The 14,630-nt window shown below is 68.3% G+C and carries 18 protein-coding genes and 1 tRNA gene; 7 read left to right on the top strand and 12 right to left on the bottom strand.

Annotated elements, in window-relative coordinates:
• The first annotated feature begins 22 nt into the window (after positions 1–22).
• Both LXM64_RS05050 and LXM64_RS05045 read left to right on the top strand, forming a co-directional pair.
• Complete coding sequence (locus tag LXM64_RS05050; RefSeq protein ID WP_234074894.1) at positions 23–1,702, top strand: sensor histidine kinase; 1,680 nt, start codon at positions 23–25, stop codon at positions 1,700–1,702.
• Positions 1,703–1,812: 110 nt separating this feature from the next.
• A complete protein-coding gene (locus LXM64_RS05045; protein ID WP_137417655.1) occupies positions 1,813–2,100 on the top strand; it encodes a WXG100 family type VII secretion target in 288 nt (95 codons plus the stop codon).
• A 79-nt stretch (positions 2,101–2,179) separates the two neighbouring features.
• Here LXM64_RS05045 and groL read toward each other — a convergent pair whose 3' ends face one another.
• The 5 genes from groL to LXM64_RS05020 all read right to left on the bottom strand — a co-directional run bounded on the left by groL (position 2,180) and on the right by LXM64_RS05020 (position 6,254).
• Positions 2,180–3,799, bottom strand: a complete 1,620-nt coding sequence (gene groL, locus LXM64_RS05040; protein ID WP_234074893.1) for a chaperonin GroEL — start codon at positions 3,797–3,799, stop codon at positions 2,180–2,182.
• A 183-nt stretch (positions 3,800–3,982) separates the two neighbouring features.
• A complete protein-coding gene (locus tag LXM64_RS05035; protein WP_137417657.1) occupies positions 3,983–4,186 on the bottom strand; it encodes a cold-shock protein in 204 nt (67 codons plus the stop codon).
• Positions 4,187–4,321: 135 nt separating this feature from the next.
• Positions 4,322–4,924, bottom strand: coding sequence for a LytR C-terminal domain-containing protein (locus tag LXM64_RS05030; protein ID WP_137417658.1), 603 nt, complete (start codon positions 4,922–4,924; stop codon positions 4,322–4,324).
• A gap of 46 nt (positions 4,925–4,970) precedes the next feature.
• Complete coding sequence (locus tag LXM64_RS05025) at positions 4,971–5,240, bottom strand: DUF3263 domain-containing protein (protein ID WP_234074892.1); 270 nt, start codon at positions 5,238–5,240, stop codon at positions 4,971–4,973.
• Between the two features lie 9 nt (positions 5,241–5,249).
• Positions 5,250–6,254, bottom strand: a complete 1,005-nt coding sequence (locus LXM64_RS05020; RefSeq protein ID WP_234074891.1) for a DUF2332 domain-containing protein — start codon at positions 6,252–6,254, stop codon at positions 5,250–5,252.
• A 69-nt stretch (positions 6,255–6,323) separates the two neighbouring features.
• Here LXM64_RS05020 and msrB point away from each other — a divergent pair, with 69 nt between their 5' ends.
• Positions 6,324–6,731, top strand: coding sequence for a peptide-methionine (R)-S-oxide reductase MsrB (gene msrB / locus LXM64_RS05015; RefSeq protein WP_234074890.1), 408 nt, complete (start codon positions 6,324–6,326; stop codon positions 6,729–6,731).
• Complete coding sequence (locus LXM64_RS05010) at positions 6,728–7,267, top strand: nitroreductase family protein (RefSeq protein ID WP_234074889.1); 540 nt, start codon at positions 6,728–6,730, stop codon at positions 7,265–7,267. Before msrB ends, LXM64_RS05010 begins: the two co-directional genes overlap by 4 nt.
• On the opposite strand, the gene LXM64_RS05005 is transcribed toward LXM64_RS05010, so the two are convergent.
• From LXM64_RS05005 to LXM64_RS04995, 3 genes are all read right to left on the bottom strand, one after another.
• Positions 7,268–8,215: a DMT family transporter gene (locus LXM64_RS05005; RefSeq protein ID WP_234074888.1), complete on the bottom strand. Its 948-nt coding sequence runs from the start codon at positions 8,213–8,215 to the stop codon at positions 7,268–7,270.
• Positions 8,216–8,241: 26 nt separating this feature from the next.
• Complete coding sequence (locus LXM64_RS05000) at positions 8,242–8,841, bottom strand: hypothetical protein (RefSeq protein ID WP_234074887.1); 600 nt, start codon at positions 8,839–8,841, stop codon at positions 8,242–8,244.
• A gap of 68 nt (positions 8,842–8,909) precedes the next feature.
• Entirely contained in the window at positions 8,910–9,425 is a 516-nt protein-coding gene (locus LXM64_RS04995; RefSeq protein WP_234074886.1) for a MarR family winged helix-turn-helix transcriptional regulator, read from the bottom strand.
• Between the two features lie 98 nt (positions 9,426–9,523).
• Here LXM64_RS04995 and LXM64_RS04990 point away from each other — a divergent pair, with 98 nt between their 5' ends.
• The 3 genes from LXM64_RS04990 to LXM64_RS04980 all read left to right on the top strand — a co-directional run bounded on the left by LXM64_RS04990 (position 9,524) and on the right by LXM64_RS04980 (position 11,848).
• On the top strand, positions 9,524–9,850 hold the full coding sequence (locus LXM64_RS04990) for a hypothetical protein (RefSeq protein WP_234074885.1): 327 nt from the start codon (positions 9,524–9,526) through the stop codon (positions 9,848–9,850).
• Positions 9,847–10,188, top strand: a complete 342-nt coding sequence (locus LXM64_RS04985; protein WP_234074884.1) for a hypothetical protein — start codon at positions 9,847–9,849, stop codon at positions 10,186–10,188. The genes LXM64_RS04990 and LXM64_RS04985 overlap by 4 nt, the downstream gene beginning before the upstream one ends.
• Before the next feature lie 112 nt (positions 10,189–10,300).
• On the top strand, positions 10,301–11,848 hold the full coding sequence (locus LXM64_RS04980; RefSeq protein WP_234074883.1) for a helix-turn-helix domain-containing protein: 1,548 nt from the start codon (positions 10,301–10,303) through the stop codon (positions 11,846–11,848).
• 165 nt (positions 11,849–12,013) lie between these two features.
• Here LXM64_RS04980 and LXM64_RS04975 read toward each other — a convergent pair whose 3' ends face one another.
• The 4 genes from LXM64_RS04975 to LXM64_RS04960 form a co-directional block, all read right to left on the bottom strand.
• Positions 12,014–12,817, bottom strand: coding sequence for a M15 family metallopeptidase (locus tag LXM64_RS04975; RefSeq protein ID WP_234074882.1), 804 nt, complete (start codon positions 12,815–12,817; stop codon positions 12,014–12,016).
• 181 nt (positions 12,818–12,998) lie between these two features.
• Positions 12,999–13,313, bottom strand: coding sequence for a hypothetical protein (locus LXM64_RS04970; RefSeq protein WP_234074881.1), 315 nt, complete (start codon positions 13,311–13,313; stop codon positions 12,999–13,001).
• A 205-nt stretch (positions 13,314–13,518) separates the two neighbouring features.
• Positions 13,519–13,591: transfer RNA gene (locus LXM64_RS04965), tRNA-Thr, on the bottom strand.
• A gap of 67 nt (positions 13,592–13,658) precedes the next feature.
• Positions 13,659–14,597 carry a DsbA family protein gene (locus tag LXM64_RS04960; RefSeq protein ID WP_234074880.1) on the bottom strand — a complete coding sequence of 313 codons (939 nt, stop codon included), beginning with the start codon at positions 14,595–14,597 and terminating at the stop codon, positions 13,659–13,661.
• Positions 14,598–14,630: the final 33 nt, after the last annotated feature.

Genomic DNA, 14,630 nt, shown 5'->3' with positions numbered 1-14,630 from the left:
CCTGCGCGCCAAGGTGACCGGAGTGACGGTGGCGGTCCTCGTCATCGGCCTTCTGGCGGCCGGTCTGGGAACCATGGTGTTCCTGCGCACGACACTGCTGACGAACCTCGACCAGAACCTCAAACAGGTGGCTCAGTCGGCGATCGCGAGCGCGCTGGTGGAGGCCACGATCGACGCCGACGGCACGCTCGAGTTCGCGCCGAGGGAGGAAGCCGGCGGCACCGCGTACACGGTGGCCCTGTACGCCTGCACGGCGGAGGGTGCTCGGCTCGCGGTCGCAGGAGGCCAGGACGCGTCCACGGCGCCGGTGCTTCCCGACACCTATCCCTGCGATCGCGCCTACATCGACCAGGACACCGTCACGACGCTCGACGGCAGCAACAACTCCCACTTCCGCGCGACGGTCATCGTGACGCCGGTGGAGGGGACCAATGCGACCGTCGTGCAACTGGTAGCTGTGCCCACCGGGCCGACGGAGCGGATCGTCGCCACCTATCTCGGCATCTACGCGATCCTGGCGCTGGTCATCGTGATCGCGAGCGCCTTCCTCATCCGCTGGGTCGTGACCCTCACCTTCCGCAGCCTCGGGCAGGTGGAGCGCACGGCCGATGCGATCGCCGGCGGCGACTTCAGTCAGCGCATGACCGACATCGAGCCGGACACCACCGAGGTCGGCCGACTCAAGCGCGCCATCAACACGATGCTCGGGCGCGTCGATGCGGCGATCTCGCAGCGCGACGCCACCGTGCGCCAGATGCGCCGGTTCATCGGAGACGCGAGCCACGAGTTGCGCACGCCCCTCGTGACCGTGCGCGGCTACGCGGAGCTCTACCGGATGGGCGCGATCCCGGATGCGGAAGCGACCGCGCAGGCGATGGAGCGCATCGAGAAGGAGGCCATGCGCATGACCTCCATGGTCGAGGATCTTCTGGCCCTCGCGCGCCTCGATGAGAAGCGCGATCTCGTGCTCGCACCCGTGGACCTCCGTCCGATCGCCCGCGATGCGGCACTGGATGTCGGCGCCTCGGCCCCGCAGCGCAGCGTGAGCGTGATCGATACGACCGCGGCCGCCCCCGAGCCGCTGCGGACGCCCCCGGTCTCGGCCTCACCGCAGGCACCCGCAGATGTGCCGCCGCGGCGGCGCGGCGCCGTTCCCACGGCCGCGATCACCCTGGCTGCGCGCCTGCGACGACGCTCGCGCGACGGCGGCGACACCGGAGAGGTGCATCCGCTGCCCGTGGCCTTCCATCCGCGCACCCCGATGATGCCGCCGGTCGTCATGGGCGAGGAGAACCGCATCCGTCAGGTCGTCGCGAACCTGCTGGGCAACGCGCAGCGCTTCTCCGCGCCGGACTCCCCCATCGAGCTGCGCGTGGGCACGGACCTCGAGAACCGCATGGGTTGGATCGATGTGATCGATCACGGCGAAGGTATTCCGGAGCAGATCCGCACGCAGATCTTCCAGCGGTTCTGGCGCGCCGACACCTCCCGCGCCCGGGAGACGGGCGGATCGGGGCTCGGTCTGTCGATCGTCGCCTCCATCGTGGAGTCGCTGCAAGGCACCGTCGAAGTGCGCGACTCCGAGGGCGGCGGAGCGACCTTCCGGGTCTCACTCCCCCTCGCCGTCGACCAGGATGCTTCGGCACACCTCCTCATCGACACCCAGCCGTTGGAGCGTCTGCCGGATCTCCCGCGCTCCTGATCTCCCCACCCGATGAGAGTCGGCATGTGGTCCCCATCCGCTGCGAGAGCCACGGCGACGCCGAGCGCGCGGCCTCTAGCGTCGGAGTCTCCGACAGAGAGGGGCTCCCCATGGCGACCTTCGCCGTAGACAGCGACCAAGTGGCGTCAGCGACCATCGCGATCCGTGGAACCATCGACCGACTGCAGGGAGAGTCCACCGCGCTGCTCGCGCAGCTGGGCGCGCTCCAGAGCTCGTGGACCGGAGCCGCATCCGGCATGTTCCAGGGCACGATCGAACAGTGGCGGGCCGCCCAGCGCACCGTGGAGGACGCCCTCGCGAGCATCCATGTGGCGCTCGGCGTGGCCGCGCAGCACTACACCGAGGCGGAGCAGGCGAACATGACGCTGTTCCGCTGAGATCTCCGGTCCCCCCACCGGAAACGGCGGATGCCCCGGTCCCTTGCGGGGCCGGGGCATCCGTTCGTGAGGTCTGGACTCAGAAGTCCATGCCGCCCGACGGGTCAGCGGGAGCGGCGGCAGCCTTCTCCGGCTTGTCGGCGACGACGACCTCGGTGGTCAGGAACAGACCGGCGATCGACGCGGCGTTCTGCAGCGCCGAACGGGTGACCTTGGCGGGGTCGATGATGCCCTGCGCGAAGAGGTCGCCGTACTCACCGGTCGCGGCGTTCAGGCCGTGACCGACGGGCAGGTCAGCCACCTTGTTGGCGACGACACCGGGCTCGAGGCCAGCGTTGAGGGCGATCTGCTTGAGCGGAGCCTCGATCGCGACACGAACGATGTTCGCGCCGGTCGCCTCGTCGCCCGTCAGCGTCAGACCCTGGAACGCGGTCTTACCGGCCTGGATGAGCGCGACGCCACCACCGGCGACAACGCCCTCCTCGACGGCAGCCTTCGCGTTGCGGACGGCGTCCTCGATGCGGTGCTTGCGCTCCTTGAGCTCGACCTCGGTGGCCGCGCCCGCCTTGATGACGGCGACGCCACCCGCGAGCTTGGCGAGGCGCTCCTGGAGCTTCTCGCGATCGTAGTCGCTGTCCGTGTTGTCGATCTCGCGACGGATCTGGGTCACGCGACCCTCGATCTGAGCGGAGTCACCGGCACCCTCGACGATCGTGGTCTCGTCCTTGGTGATGATGACCTTGCGGGCACGACCGAGCAGGTCGAGGGTGGCGTTCTCGAGCTTGAGACCGACCTCCTCCGTGATGACCTGGCCGCCCGTGAGGATCGCGATGTCCTGCAGCTGGGCCTTGCGGCGGTCGCCGAAGCCGGGAGCCTTGACGGCGGCCGACTTGAAGATGCCGCGGATCTTGTTCAGCACCAGGGTCGCGAGAGCTTCGCCCTCGACGTCCTCGGCGATGATGAGGAGCTCCTTGCCATCCTGGATCACCTTGTCCACGATCGGCAGGAGGTCCTTGATGTTCGAGATCTTCTGGTTGGCGATCAGGATGTAGGGGTCTTCGAAGACCGCCTCCTGGCGCTCCGGGTCGGTCACGAAGTAGGGGTTCAGGTAGCCCTTGTCGAAGCGCATACCCTCGGTGAGCTCGAGCTCGGTGCCGAAGGTGTTGGACTCCTCGACGGTGACCACGCCCTCCTTGCCGACCTTGTCGATCGCCTCGGCGATGAGCTCGCCGATCGCGGGGTCGGCGGCGGAGATCGACGCGGTGGCGGCGATCTGCTCCTTGGACTCGATCTCCTTGGCGTCAGCCAGCAGCGCCTCGGTCACCGCGGCGACGGCCTTCTCGATGCCCTTCTTGAGCGAGATCGGGTCGGCGCCGGCTGCGACGTTGCGCAGACCTTCGCGCACGAGCGCCTGAGCGAGGACCGTGGCCGTCGTGGTTCCGTCACCGGCGACGTCATCGGTCTTCTTCGCGACCTCCTTGACGAGCTCCGCACCGATCTTCTCGTACGGGTCGTCGAGCTCGATCTCCTTGGCGATGGAGACACCGTCGTTCGTGATCGTGGGTGCGCCCCACTTCTTCTCGAGGACGACGTTGCGGCCACGGGGACCCAGGGTGACCTTGACGGCGTCGGCCAGGGTGTTCAGGCCGCGCTCGAGGCCACGACGGGCCTCCTCATCGAAAGCGATGATCTTTGCCATGTGTGTCTCGTCCCTCCCGGACGTTGGCTTGTGTCTTTAGCACTCAGTGATATCGAGTGCTAATCCATTCTGGCACTCGCCCCCGGGGAGTGCAAGCCGCCGCGAGTGCCGCGAGAGAGCGCGGCGCACACGAGGAGACCCCCGAGCACCGGCGGGCGCTCGGGGGTCTCGCGAGTAGGGGTCTCAGGCGACGATGCGAACCGACTCGGCCTGCGGACCCTTCTGTCCGCTGCCGACCGTGAACTCCACGGCCTGCCCTTCTTCGAGGACGCGGAATCCGGTCATGTCGATGTTTGAGTAGTGGACGAAGACGTCCTCACCGTCGCCGGAGGTGATGAATCCATACCCCTTCTCGGCGTTGAACCATTTGACGGTGCCCTGGGCCATACGAGTCTCCTGATGCTGTAGAACGCAGTCATCGTATGCAGCCGAAACACCGTCGAAGCGACGGATCCGGCACAGTTGACACAGCAGCAGCAAACTGTTTACGCCGCGGAAACACGCGGCCGTCGAGGAGGAGCCTCAGGGGGTCGGAGTGGGGCTCGGCGCCCCCGCAGCGGTGCGGTCCAGTCCGATCACGATCGTGAGCTGTTTCGCCTGCGACTCGTCCACATCGGCCGTGCCGGCGTCGTCGGTCGGCTGGTACTGAGTGCTCTCGGCGACATCCGCCCCGCCGATGAGCTCGGCGAGACCCTTGGCCGCCGCCTCGTCCCCCGGGAAGGCGTAGTAGACCGTCGTCTGCGGGAAGTCGGTGGCGCTGGCGCTGCTCGCGTTGACGAGGTCGGCGCCCCAGCCCTTCGCGATGAGCTCGTCCTTCAGGGTGGTTGCGAGTCCCGTCTCCGGCGTCGCGTTGAGCACCAGCACGGAGAAGGACATGTCGACGACGGGCGTCACTTCGGGCGTCGGAGTCGGCGTCGGAGTCGGCGAGGGCACCAGCACGATCCGCCCGGAGAGCACCAGGCTCCCGAAGATCCCCGCGGCGATGAGCACGATCGTGACGACGATCGCCCAGAGGGTGACCACGCCCGCCCGCATGCGCGGGTTCTCGGCGCGGTGGGCTCCGACACGCCCCGAGGCGTTCGGCAGGTCGTCGAAGCGGTCGCGGGGATGCGGGGTTCGGGACACCCCACGATGCTACCGGAGCGCGTCGTGCCGCCCGCGGAGCGAGGTCTCAGGCGCCGCGGCGAGCCGTCGAGCGCTCACGCCGACGCTCGTCGCGGATGCGGCGCAGGCGACCGACGAGGAGCGGATCCTGTGCCAGGGCGGCCTGCGAGTCGATCAGCCGTCCCAGCAGTTGGTAGTACCGCGCCGGGGTGAGCTGCAGTTCGACGCGGATCGCCTCCTCCTTGGCGCCGGTGTGTCCGAGCCAGCGCGCCTCAAAGGCGAGCAGCTGGGAGTCGCGCTCGCTCAGAGCGTCGGATGCGGGGTCGCGCACGGGCACAGGGCCACGCTAACCGAGCATGCCCGCCGCATCCGGACGCCACTCCACAGCCGCGCCCAACGGGTCGACCGCGGCGAGCACCTCGCCATCCAGCGCCAGCGCGAAGCGATCCTTCGGCCAGGCGGCCGCTTCGATCGGCGCGCTCCAGCCGTCGTGCAATCCCGGTGCGTCGATCGTGATCCAGCGTCCTGATGCCCGAGCCGCCTCGATGATGCGTCGCCGCCCGTCCCTCGGAACGTGGGCGAGCACGCCCGGCGTCGTGACCACGAGGGTCGCGTCGGGCGGGGCGGTCATCGCAAGCTCCGCGATGACGCCCGGTGCCGCCGCATCCGCCGCTCGCAGGATCGGCGGTTCTTCGGCCGCCACGTCGAGCGCCGCTTCGATGCGCTCACGACGTCCGCTCTCCCCCGGCCAGACGAGCCCCGTGAGCCAGCGACGGTGGTCGGTCGAGCGGGCGTCGAGCGGATGCAGGTCGATGCCCGCTCGCCACACGACCGTCGGCATGCGCAGCTCCGTCTCCGGACCACTCCACGTGGATGTGAGGACGACCGCAGCGGCGCCGGCGGTCGGATCGAGCCTTCGCGTTCGTCCCGCATCCGCGTCGTAGCGATAGGAGTAGCGGTCCGGATACAGGCACAGGCCCGCACTGGCCCCGATCTCCAGAAGTGCGAAGGGGCCCTCGATCTGTGAGAGCGCGGGAAGCAGCGCGGCGCAGCGCCCGGGCTCGTTCGTCTGCACAGAGCGCGCCGTGGACTCCGCCACGAGGATGTCGGCGTGCGCGAGCACCCATGCTCCCCAATCCGCATCCTCCGCCTCCGGTGCGCCGAGGAGCCGACTGACGGCGAACACGAGGGGCGGCTGCCTATGGGTCGCGGGGATCCGTGCCAGAACGGCGGCGAGCTCCGGAGTCGCCTGCACCGCGAGCGCCCACTGCTCATAGAGGCGGCTGCGACCCGGCGCCTCTTCCTCGGCGAAGCGCCGGTAACGCGCGATGACGGCCTCGAGTTCGCTCACCCGCTCATTCTCGGTCACACGGGAACAGTGCCCTCGCAGGTCGGGTTGAATGGAGCAGAAGGAGGACCAATGAGCTACGCAGTGAACAAGTCCGAGGAGCAGTGGCGCGAGGAGCTCGGAGCAGACAAGTACGCGGTCTTGCGTGAGGCGGCCACCGAGCGCGCCTGGACGGGCGAGTTGCTCGACGAGTCGCGGGCGGGACTGTATGCCTGTGCCGCGTGCGGTGCCGAGCTGTTCAAGAGCGGAACGAAGTTCGACTCGCATTGCGGCTGGCCGAGCTTCTACGAGTCGGTCCGGCCCGACGCCGTGGAGCTGATCGAGGACAACAGCCACGGGATGGTGCGCACCGAGGTGCGCTGCGCCTCCTGCGGCTCCCACCTGGGTCACGTGTTCCCCGACGGTTTCGGCACGCCCACCGGCGACCGGTACTGCATGAACTCGATTGCTCTCGAGTTCACTCCGGAGGCGGACGCATGACCACCGGCGCACGCGACGCGATGCGCGTGCGCCGATCGTGGTCCAAAGTGACCGACGAGGCGCCGACGCATGACGAGCTCGTCGACATGGTCGCGGCCGCGGGACGGGTGGCCGACCACTCGTCGCTGCGGCCCTGGCGGCTGATCGAGCTGCGCGGCGAGGACCGCGAGCGTCTCGGGCGTGCGATCCACAAAGCAGAGAAGAAGGACGGCGCATCGACCAAGCCGCTGCGCGCTCCCCTGCTGATCGCGGTCGTCGCCCGCATCCAGAAGGACAAGGTCCCGGATTGGGAGCAGGAGGCGGTCGCGTCCGGCGTCGCCCACATGCTGAGCCTGGCTCTCGACGAGGCCGGATGGGGCGTCATCTGGCGCACGGGCCACTACACCCGGAGCAAAGCGGTCGCCAAGGTGCACGGGCTGCGCAAGAACGAACGGCTGCTGGGGTGGCTCTACGTCGGGCGAAAGCCGGAGCCGTCCCGCGATACGCGGATCAAGCAGATCGACGGTGCCGCGTTCCTCAGCAGGCTCCCGCGCTGATCATCGACGCCGCCATCGGGGAACGGTCGCCACGACGACACCCATGACAGCCACGACCACGGCGATCAACGCCACCCCGATGGGCGGTCCGGCATGTCCGGGAAAGAGCGCGTCGATGGCGACCGACGCACCGAGCAAGCCGACCACCGAGCCGAGCCCCAGCTGCAGCACACCGGTGTGCCGCACGAGCGCTGCCGACAGGAAGATGTAGACGACGCCGATGGCGCCGCCCACGTAGAGCCAGGGCTCGGTCGGCAATCGACGCGGTCCTGCAAGCACGAGCTGCACGGCGGCCGCAGCCGTCAGGAGCACGGTGCCACCGGCGAAGTTCACGAGTGTGGCCGTCAGCGGACTGCCCACCTCGTTGCGCAGCCGCCCGTTCGTGGCCTGCTGCCAGGCGATTCCCGCTCCCGCGAGCAGGGGAAGCACGAGCAGCCAGACAGGAACGGATGCCGCTCCCTCGCCCACCAGTGAGACGACGACCGCCGCAACGACGAGCAGAGCCCCGGCAAGGCGTCCTATCGTGACGCCGACGACGCCGGCGGGGCCGTAGCCGACCCGATCGAGGACGACGCCGTTGACGGTCTGGCCCGCGACCACGCCGACGGTGAAGGCCGCGACGCCGATCGCCGCGACCGCGAGTCCCTGTGTGAAGACGGTGAACGCGCCCGCGGCGCCGCCGAGGATCATCCACACCGGGATGCGGCGCTCGCGAACGCCCGCGACCAGGCGGGCGATTCCCGCACGACCGCCCGCCAGCAGCGCGCTGAGGGCGAGCAGGATGACGAAACCCGATCCGAACGAGATGGCGGCGGCCGTCAGCGCATCACCGATCGCTGCACCCAGCGCGCCGTTGATCTGCGCCTGAGTCGCGGTGAGAACGCCCACGAGGACAGCGCCGGCAACGGCGATCGGTCGGGGCAGGCGACGCGGGTGGGACGAGGTCACCGATCGAGACTACGCGGCGGCGCGGTTCACGATCCCCAGACAGCAGCGACCAGGTCCGTCAGCAACGCATCCCCATCGGTGTTCGTCGCCGACTGATAGATCCACACGCCGTCGCGCACGTAGATCGTCTCGACGGTGTCGACGGGGTAGGTGGTCCCCGCGAGCGTCTGCGTGCAGATGAAGGCGGGCGCGTCCCCGACCTGGCAGGAATATCCCTCTGCCGGCAGCGTCGACTCCGCATAGGACTGCGCCGCGTCCGCATCCGCTCGACTGATCAAGAGGAGGTAGCCCGTGGCGTCGCCGACGATCCAGTTGCAGCCGAGGGCGAGGTTCGCACCCGGCGGCGCCGGGCGCGTGAACTGGGCCGCGTCGCCGTACTCCGTCATCTGGTCTACCGTCGCGGCTCGGGTCGCGGCGGAGCCGACCGCGCCGCAATCACCGGGGATCTGCACCGACTCCGCCTGAGGGCTCGGCGTGAGGGTGACGCTCGGCGTCGGCGTAGGCGTGCCTGTCGAGACAGCCGCCGCACGGGTGGGAGGGGGCGAGTCCGGCGTACCGCCGCACCCGGTGAGCACGAGCGCCAGCCCGATCATGAAGACGCTGCCGGTGATCTTGACGTCGCGCATCCCCACCCCCTCGTGCGGGCGAGTGTACGCCCGAGCATGCCCTGCCCGATATGGGTGATCAGACGGATTCAGGCGGTGGAGACCTGAGCGCTGACGGGGGGATCCACCGCATCCACAGCCTCCGTCATCGCGTGGAGGAAGCCGACGATGGCATCAGCCTCCCTCGGATCGAGGGAACGGACGGCTGCCATCATCCGCGTGTGCATACCATCGAGCGTGCGGCGCACCTCGAGGTGAGCGAGATCGGTCGTCTCGACGAGCAATCGCCGTCGGTCCTGCGGGTGCGGCTTGCGCTTGAGGTGTCCGCTGCGCTCGAGCCGATCCAGGATGCCGGTGACCGAGGGTGTGGAGACGCCGAGGTAGCGGCCGATGTCGACGGGCGAGACTTCCCCGCCCTGCCCGGCTGCACGCATCAGGTACTGAAGCACGAGAAGGTCGTTCTCGCCCATGCCCATGGAGTCCTGGGTACGGCGGCGCATCGCCATCTCGGAGGCGCGATAGGTCCGCAGCGCGTCGAGCACTCGCCTTCCCGCTTGCTGGCGCACGTCGTTCGCGTCATACCAGTACATCGCGCGGTCGCTCATCGAAACTCACGATTCGCGAAATGTTTGTTTGCCATATCGCTAGTCTACCTAGTAATGTCCACATCGAACAAGCTTCCTCTCGATCGAAAGGCATCCTCATGGGACAGCTCTACTACGCAAACGCCACTGACCCGGTCGAGATGAGCGATCGCCTGCTGGCGCACGTCAAGGTGGTCGCCACCACGAAGCTGCGTCGCCAGGAGTCCTTCACGCTCAATCTCCGCGGTGCAGACGGGCGCGAGACACTGTGGATCCACTCATCCATCCCGCTCCGCTTCGTCTTCTCCTCCGCCGAGCCCGAATCGCTGAACCCCGTCTTCCTTCAGTCGCTCGCCGAGTCCGCCAGTTCGACGGCGGGGCTCACGGTCGACATGGACGACGAGGTTCCCGCTGCCCAGCAGCAGCCGCGTCGGCGGGCGGCATGACGACGACGCTCGCGCCGTTCATCGCGGCCACATCCCGGACCACCTGGAATCAGGCCGATGACGGGCTGTACGTCGCTCAGCGCGACGGAGACTTCTTCGGCTACATCGACCGCAACGACGACGGCAGCTTCGTCGCCTTCGACCGCTTCTCCTCGCCCGTGGGGCGTTATGCGACCCTCGCCGCCGCGAAGGCGTCGCTGACGACGGTCGTCTCCGATCCGATAAACCGGCAGCGGTTGCGCACTCGCGAACGCCTGCCCTTCGTGGCTGCGACCTGGGCGGGGCTGGCTGCCATCGCTGTGGCCGTCACCGCAGGAGTTCTGGCCCCCGGGTTCTGACCGTCCACCGGCGGCCCGGACGGCGCCGCTGATATGGTCGAACAGACCGACATAGGGGTGTCGGAGCACGGAGAGGGCGCCTACCCGAAACGGCGTCGATGCCGTGTCGGGGGTGACGACTTTGACGCATGCCATCGGCCGACAGATCGAGCAGCTGTTGGAGGCGCGCGACTGGGAGCGCGCAGCCGGTCTCATCGAGGTCCACTGGGGTGAAATCCTCCTGACGGAGCCCCGTCGACTGCGGACATGGCTGTTCCGATTCCCGGAGGATTTCGCCCGACGCAACTCACGCATCATCCAGGGCAAGGTGTACTTGGACAGGATCATCGACGATCCGGCCTCTCATACGACCAAGTTCCGGGGCGGCACGTCCGCCAGCGAAGCGCAGTCGGCCTTCGACCGCGTCACCCAACTGACCATCCGGGCAGCGGCAGCGCGCGCCGGCGGCGACCTGAACGAAGCTACGCAGCATGCCCTGCTCGCGCGCCGGGTGGTGGATGAGAGCGCAGCGGATGAACGCGAGAACATGCGGCCCGCTCTCCCGGAGATGACGTATGCATGGGGCTACGTGTGGGAGCACGCCGGCGATCTCCGGCCTGCGTTCCGCGAGTACTCCTACAGCTACGACTTGGCGCTTCTCCTGGGAGACCTCATGGGCCAGGCCAGAAGCGCCGCCGCCATCGCATGGTGCCACGCACTGGCCGGGCGGAACTCGGAGGCGCGACGGTGGCTCGAGCGCGTACCCGAAATGGGGGACGCCTGGTGGGCACCTCGCAGCCGCGCGGTGGTCCTCCTCGCGGAGGCGCTGCTTCTGTCTGACCGGCTCTCCTTCGATGAGGCAAGAGCGCGCCTCGCGCTCGTCGATCTCCAGGCGGCGAGCGAACGCACTCATGCGCATATGTACGTCAGCGCGCTCCTTGCGGAGTCACCCGGCGAAGCCATGCGCCTGCTGGTGGGCGTGGACGCGCCCGCGATGGCCATCGCGGACTCCGCCTCGCGGGGACAGAGCGCCGCATTCGTGGCTCTCTCGAAGCATGCTCTTCTCACGAAGCTGGGAATGCACACCGCCGCCCGCGAGGCGCTGGGAGTCGATGACGATCTCGGCGGCGAGGTCACCTCCGCGCTCGTGCGCGTTCAACGCATCGCAGCAGACGCGCACGCGGGGTTCGACGAGAGAGTGATGCATGCGGCTTCGCTCATGAGCGCGAGCACCTCGCACGCGCCGCGCGCGCTGGTCGCAGCGCTCGCGCTGCGTGCGGCTGCCTCTCGCCATCTTGCGATGGGCACGGGCGCGGACGAGTTCCGTCTGGCCGCATCCATCGCGTCGGAGCAGGAGTTGTACTCGCCGTTCGCGCTGCTCCCCCGTGCCGACGTGCGCGAACTCACCGCTGACAGCAACACGCTTTCACCGGATGTCGCCGACGCGATCATCCGCGCCGCCAGAGTCGATGCGGGCGACCCGTTCCAGAAACTGACACCACGCGAGCGGGCGGTACTGGGCGTTCGCCTCAATGACGCGACGCTCGAGGAGATCGCGACGGAGCACTACCTCTCGATCAACACCGTCAAGTCACAGATCCGGAGTGCATATCGCAAACTCGGTATCTCATCCGTGGAAGAACTGCGTTCGCTCGCCGCGACGTACGGCTTCGCCGGGTGAGCCGGCGTCTCCGCTGCGGCGACGTCCGCGCGTCACGGACTCGACGGGCACACCCTCGAGATGCTGGCTGGTCCCGGCTACACGACGTGAAGCTGCAACCCCTTCACGAGCGAACGACAACGTCCCCTCCCGCTTCGGCTGTGAGAGGACGTTGGTCGACGACGCCTAGAGGCTGTTCACCTTGGCTTGGATGGCAGCGATCTGGTCGGTCATCGCCTGCAGTTGATTGATGATCGCAGGCAGGAAGTCATAGCCCTGGTTCGGAACCTGCATGCGGCTCTGAACATCGGCGATCCGGTTGGCGCCAACCTGCGGCCAGCCGTATCCCTGACCGGGAACGGCCAGCAGATTCTCGATGTTCTTCAGACGGTTGTCCTGTTCGGGTGTCAAGTCATCCTCCAGTGTTGGGTCAGTTGATCCGTTGTATTCCCAGTGCCAAGGCTCTATTTGGGAGAAGTGCGCGCCGGCCCACCACCAGCCGTACTGCCCGGCGTTCGAGCGCAGCCACGCATGGTCGCCTGTGTTGGGGCCGGAGTACACCTGGCCGCCCAGGTCCACAGCGAGTCCCCATCCGTGGTTCGAAGTACCCGGGTAGGCAGCGAGATTCCCGCCCGCCTGGTATGCGTTCCATGCGTCCCACTGGTTCGCGAGAGATCTGTACCCGTCGTTGACGATCAGCGCATGCCCCCTGGCTGACTGAAATGCGGCGCGCAGCGCGATCATCGCATCAGCCGCGTCCGGGCGGAGATATCGCCCGTTGACAACCTCCTTGAGGGCCGACAGGGGAATGTTGCCGTTGCTGTAACCGCCCCAGGACCCATTCGCCGCTGCCGCGGGCGTGGCGTCGAGAAGGCCGCCCAGCGTGGTGGCGGCCGCCGCGACCGTTCCGAGCATGATCAGTGCATCACGCCTGGTGAAGGACGGCCCCGGTCGCGTCGGCTGCATCTCAGCGGCATCAGAGTTGGTCACGCGACCAACCTATGTTCATGCTGTGAGCCACGTATGTAGACCATTTGGGGGACAGCGCGTCGCGAGCACAGTAGGGCGGCGTTGACGCTCACGAACCCACGTCCGACTGGGACGCGGACAACGTCCCTCCTGGCTGCGACCGGGAGGGACGTTGTCTCGTCGCTGCTGGGTGCGACAACGGTCAGCTTCGGTTCTCCCAGCCGCCATACCCCTGGGACGTGGCGCCGAACTCGCACGACGCGACTGAAACCTGCCCCCGGCCGACCCACTCGCCCATCCGCGAGTACGTGTAGCCGAATGTCCATGGCGCCTTGCAGGCCACCCATGCTCGGACTTCGCCGGTCCCGCTGTTGCACTGCACGCGGTACTTGCCGTCCGACGCGATGTTACCTGCGCACGAACTCAGCGCATTCGCCGGTGCCGCGCCGGCGAGCAGCATCCCCCCGGCAAGCGCAAGAGCGGTCAGCACGGCGCCGATCTTCTTCCTGTTCCCCATGAAATCCCCCCGGTTCTCGACGCGACCATCGCGCCAGATGCGCGCAGGGTATCAGCGACCCGGCGCCGTGGGGTATCTGTGCGGCGGCGCGGTGACGAAGCGCCGTCCCCCTGGCCGCGGCTGAGACGAGACGATTGTCGTCGCCCAAGCGAGTTCGCTCACGGATTACATCGAGCGTGCGCGTCGACGCCCGCAACATCTGAAGTGCCGGCTACAGGACTTGAACCTGCAACCCCCGTATTACAAGTACGGTGCGCTACCAATTGCGCCAAGCCGGCGTGACCGCCTGGCGGTCTCACGCCCTCGCGAGCGCAGGGACGAGTCTATGCGCTCAGCGCGGGCGGATTACGACGACGGGGTCGGCGTGGGCGTGGGGCTGGCCGTGCGGTAGTACGCGTCGCTCGCCGTGGTGAGCACGAACTGCGCGAACTCCTTCGGGTCGTCGAGTGCGCCCTGGTACAGCTCGCCGTTGACGAAGATCATCGGCGTGCTGGTGAGTGTCAGCCCGTCCGTGCCGGGGATGCCCGCGACGGCCGCGTCGGTCGCGCTCTTGGCCCATGCCATGAACTCGCCGTTCTCGATGCAGGAACGCACCTGACGGGGTTCGGCCGCCCCCGCTGCCTGGGCCATGTCGGCGAGCGTCTCGTCGCTCAGTCCGTCGGATGTGGCCTCGGGCTGCTGCAACAGCAGTTGGTGGTTGAACGCGAACACCGTGTCGGGCGAGTAGGTCGCGACACAGGCCGCTGCACCCGCCGCGCGCAGCGAGTACTTCGTGCCGTTCGACTTGGCCGTGAGCATGGCGACGGGGTGGTACGAGAGCGTCGCAGCCCCCTCCGTCACCCACGAGGAGAGCTGGGGGGCGTTCGCCGTCTCGAACTGCTTCGCGCCGGGCGCGAGGTAATCCACGTAGACGCGGATGTCGACGGAGGACCGGTTCGTGGGTGCCGGCGTGGGGGTCGTGTCACCCTGCGGCGCCGCAGACTCTGTCGGTGCGGACGCGTCCACCGAACCGCCGAGCACCGACACGCCCGCGACGGATGCGACAGCGAAGCCGCCGTCGACCGCGCCGCTCGGCTGCAGCTGCGGGGAGGAGGTTGACGAGCTCACCGCGAACACCACCGCCGCGACCACGGCACCGACGACCGCCACGCCGCTGATCGAGAGCGCGGCCAGGCGAAGTCGACCGACTCGCGCGTGGCGCTGCCGCACTCGCTGCGCCTTCTCGCGCACCGCCTCGCGGCGATCGCTCGGCGCCGGGACGTTCGATGAGTCGTCGCTCGACATAGGACCTCTGAAGAAAACGTAGGGACCGGCGGA

The sequence above is a fragment of the Microbacterium binotii genome, from assembly GCF_021398715.1.
Classification (GTDB): Bacteria; Actinomycetota; Actinomycetes; order Actinomycetales; family Microbacteriaceae; genus Microbacterium; species Microbacterium binotii_A.
The sequence above is the reverse complement of the archived record's forward strand: the minus strand, read 5'-3'. Positions and strand labels throughout refer to the sequence as shown.

Bases quoted from the DNA above. Each gene is read 5' to 3' on its own strand.
- LXM64_RS05045 (WP_137417655.1), top strand. From the start codon at position 1,813: ATGGCGACCTTCGCCGTAGACAGCGACCAAGTGGCGTCAGCGACCATC.
- groL (WP_234074893.1), bottom strand. From the start codon at position 3,799: ATGGCAAAGATCATCGCTTTCGATGAGGAGGCCCGTCGTGGCCTCGAG.
- LXM64_RS05035 (WP_137417657.1), bottom strand. From the start codon at position 4,186: ATGGCCCAGGGCACCGTCAAATGGTTCAACGCCGAGAAGGGGTATGGA.
- msrB (WP_234074890.1), top strand. From the start codon at position 6,324: ATGAGCTACGCAGTGAACAAGTCCGAGGAGCAGTGGCGCGAGGAGCTC.
- LXM64_RS05010 (WP_234074889.1), top strand. From the start codon at position 6,728: ATGACCACCGGCGCACGCGACGCGATGCGCGTGCGCCGATCGTGGTCC.
- LXM64_RS05000 (WP_234074887.1), bottom strand. From the start codon at position 8,841: ATGCGCGACGTCAAGATCACCGGCAGCGTCTTCATGATCGGGCTGGCG.
- LXM64_RS04995 (WP_234074886.1), bottom strand. From the start codon at position 9,425: ATGAGCGACCGCGCGATGTACTGGTATGACGCGAACGACGTGCGCCAG.
- LXM64_RS04990 (WP_234074885.1), top strand. From the start codon at position 9,524: ATGGGACAGCTCTACTACGCAAACGCCACTGACCCGGTCGAGATGAGC.
- LXM64_RS04985 (WP_234074884.1), top strand. From the start codon at position 9,847: ATGACGACGACGCTCGCGCCGTTCATCGCGGCCACATCCCGGACCACC.
- LXM64_RS04970 (WP_234074881.1), bottom strand. From the start codon at position 13,313: ATGGGGAACAGGAAGAAGATCGGCGCCGTGCTGACCGCTCTTGCGCTT.
- LXM64_RS04960 (WP_234074880.1), bottom strand. From the start codon at position 14,597: ATGTCGAGCGACGACTCATCGAACGTCCCGGCGCCGAGCGATCGCCGC.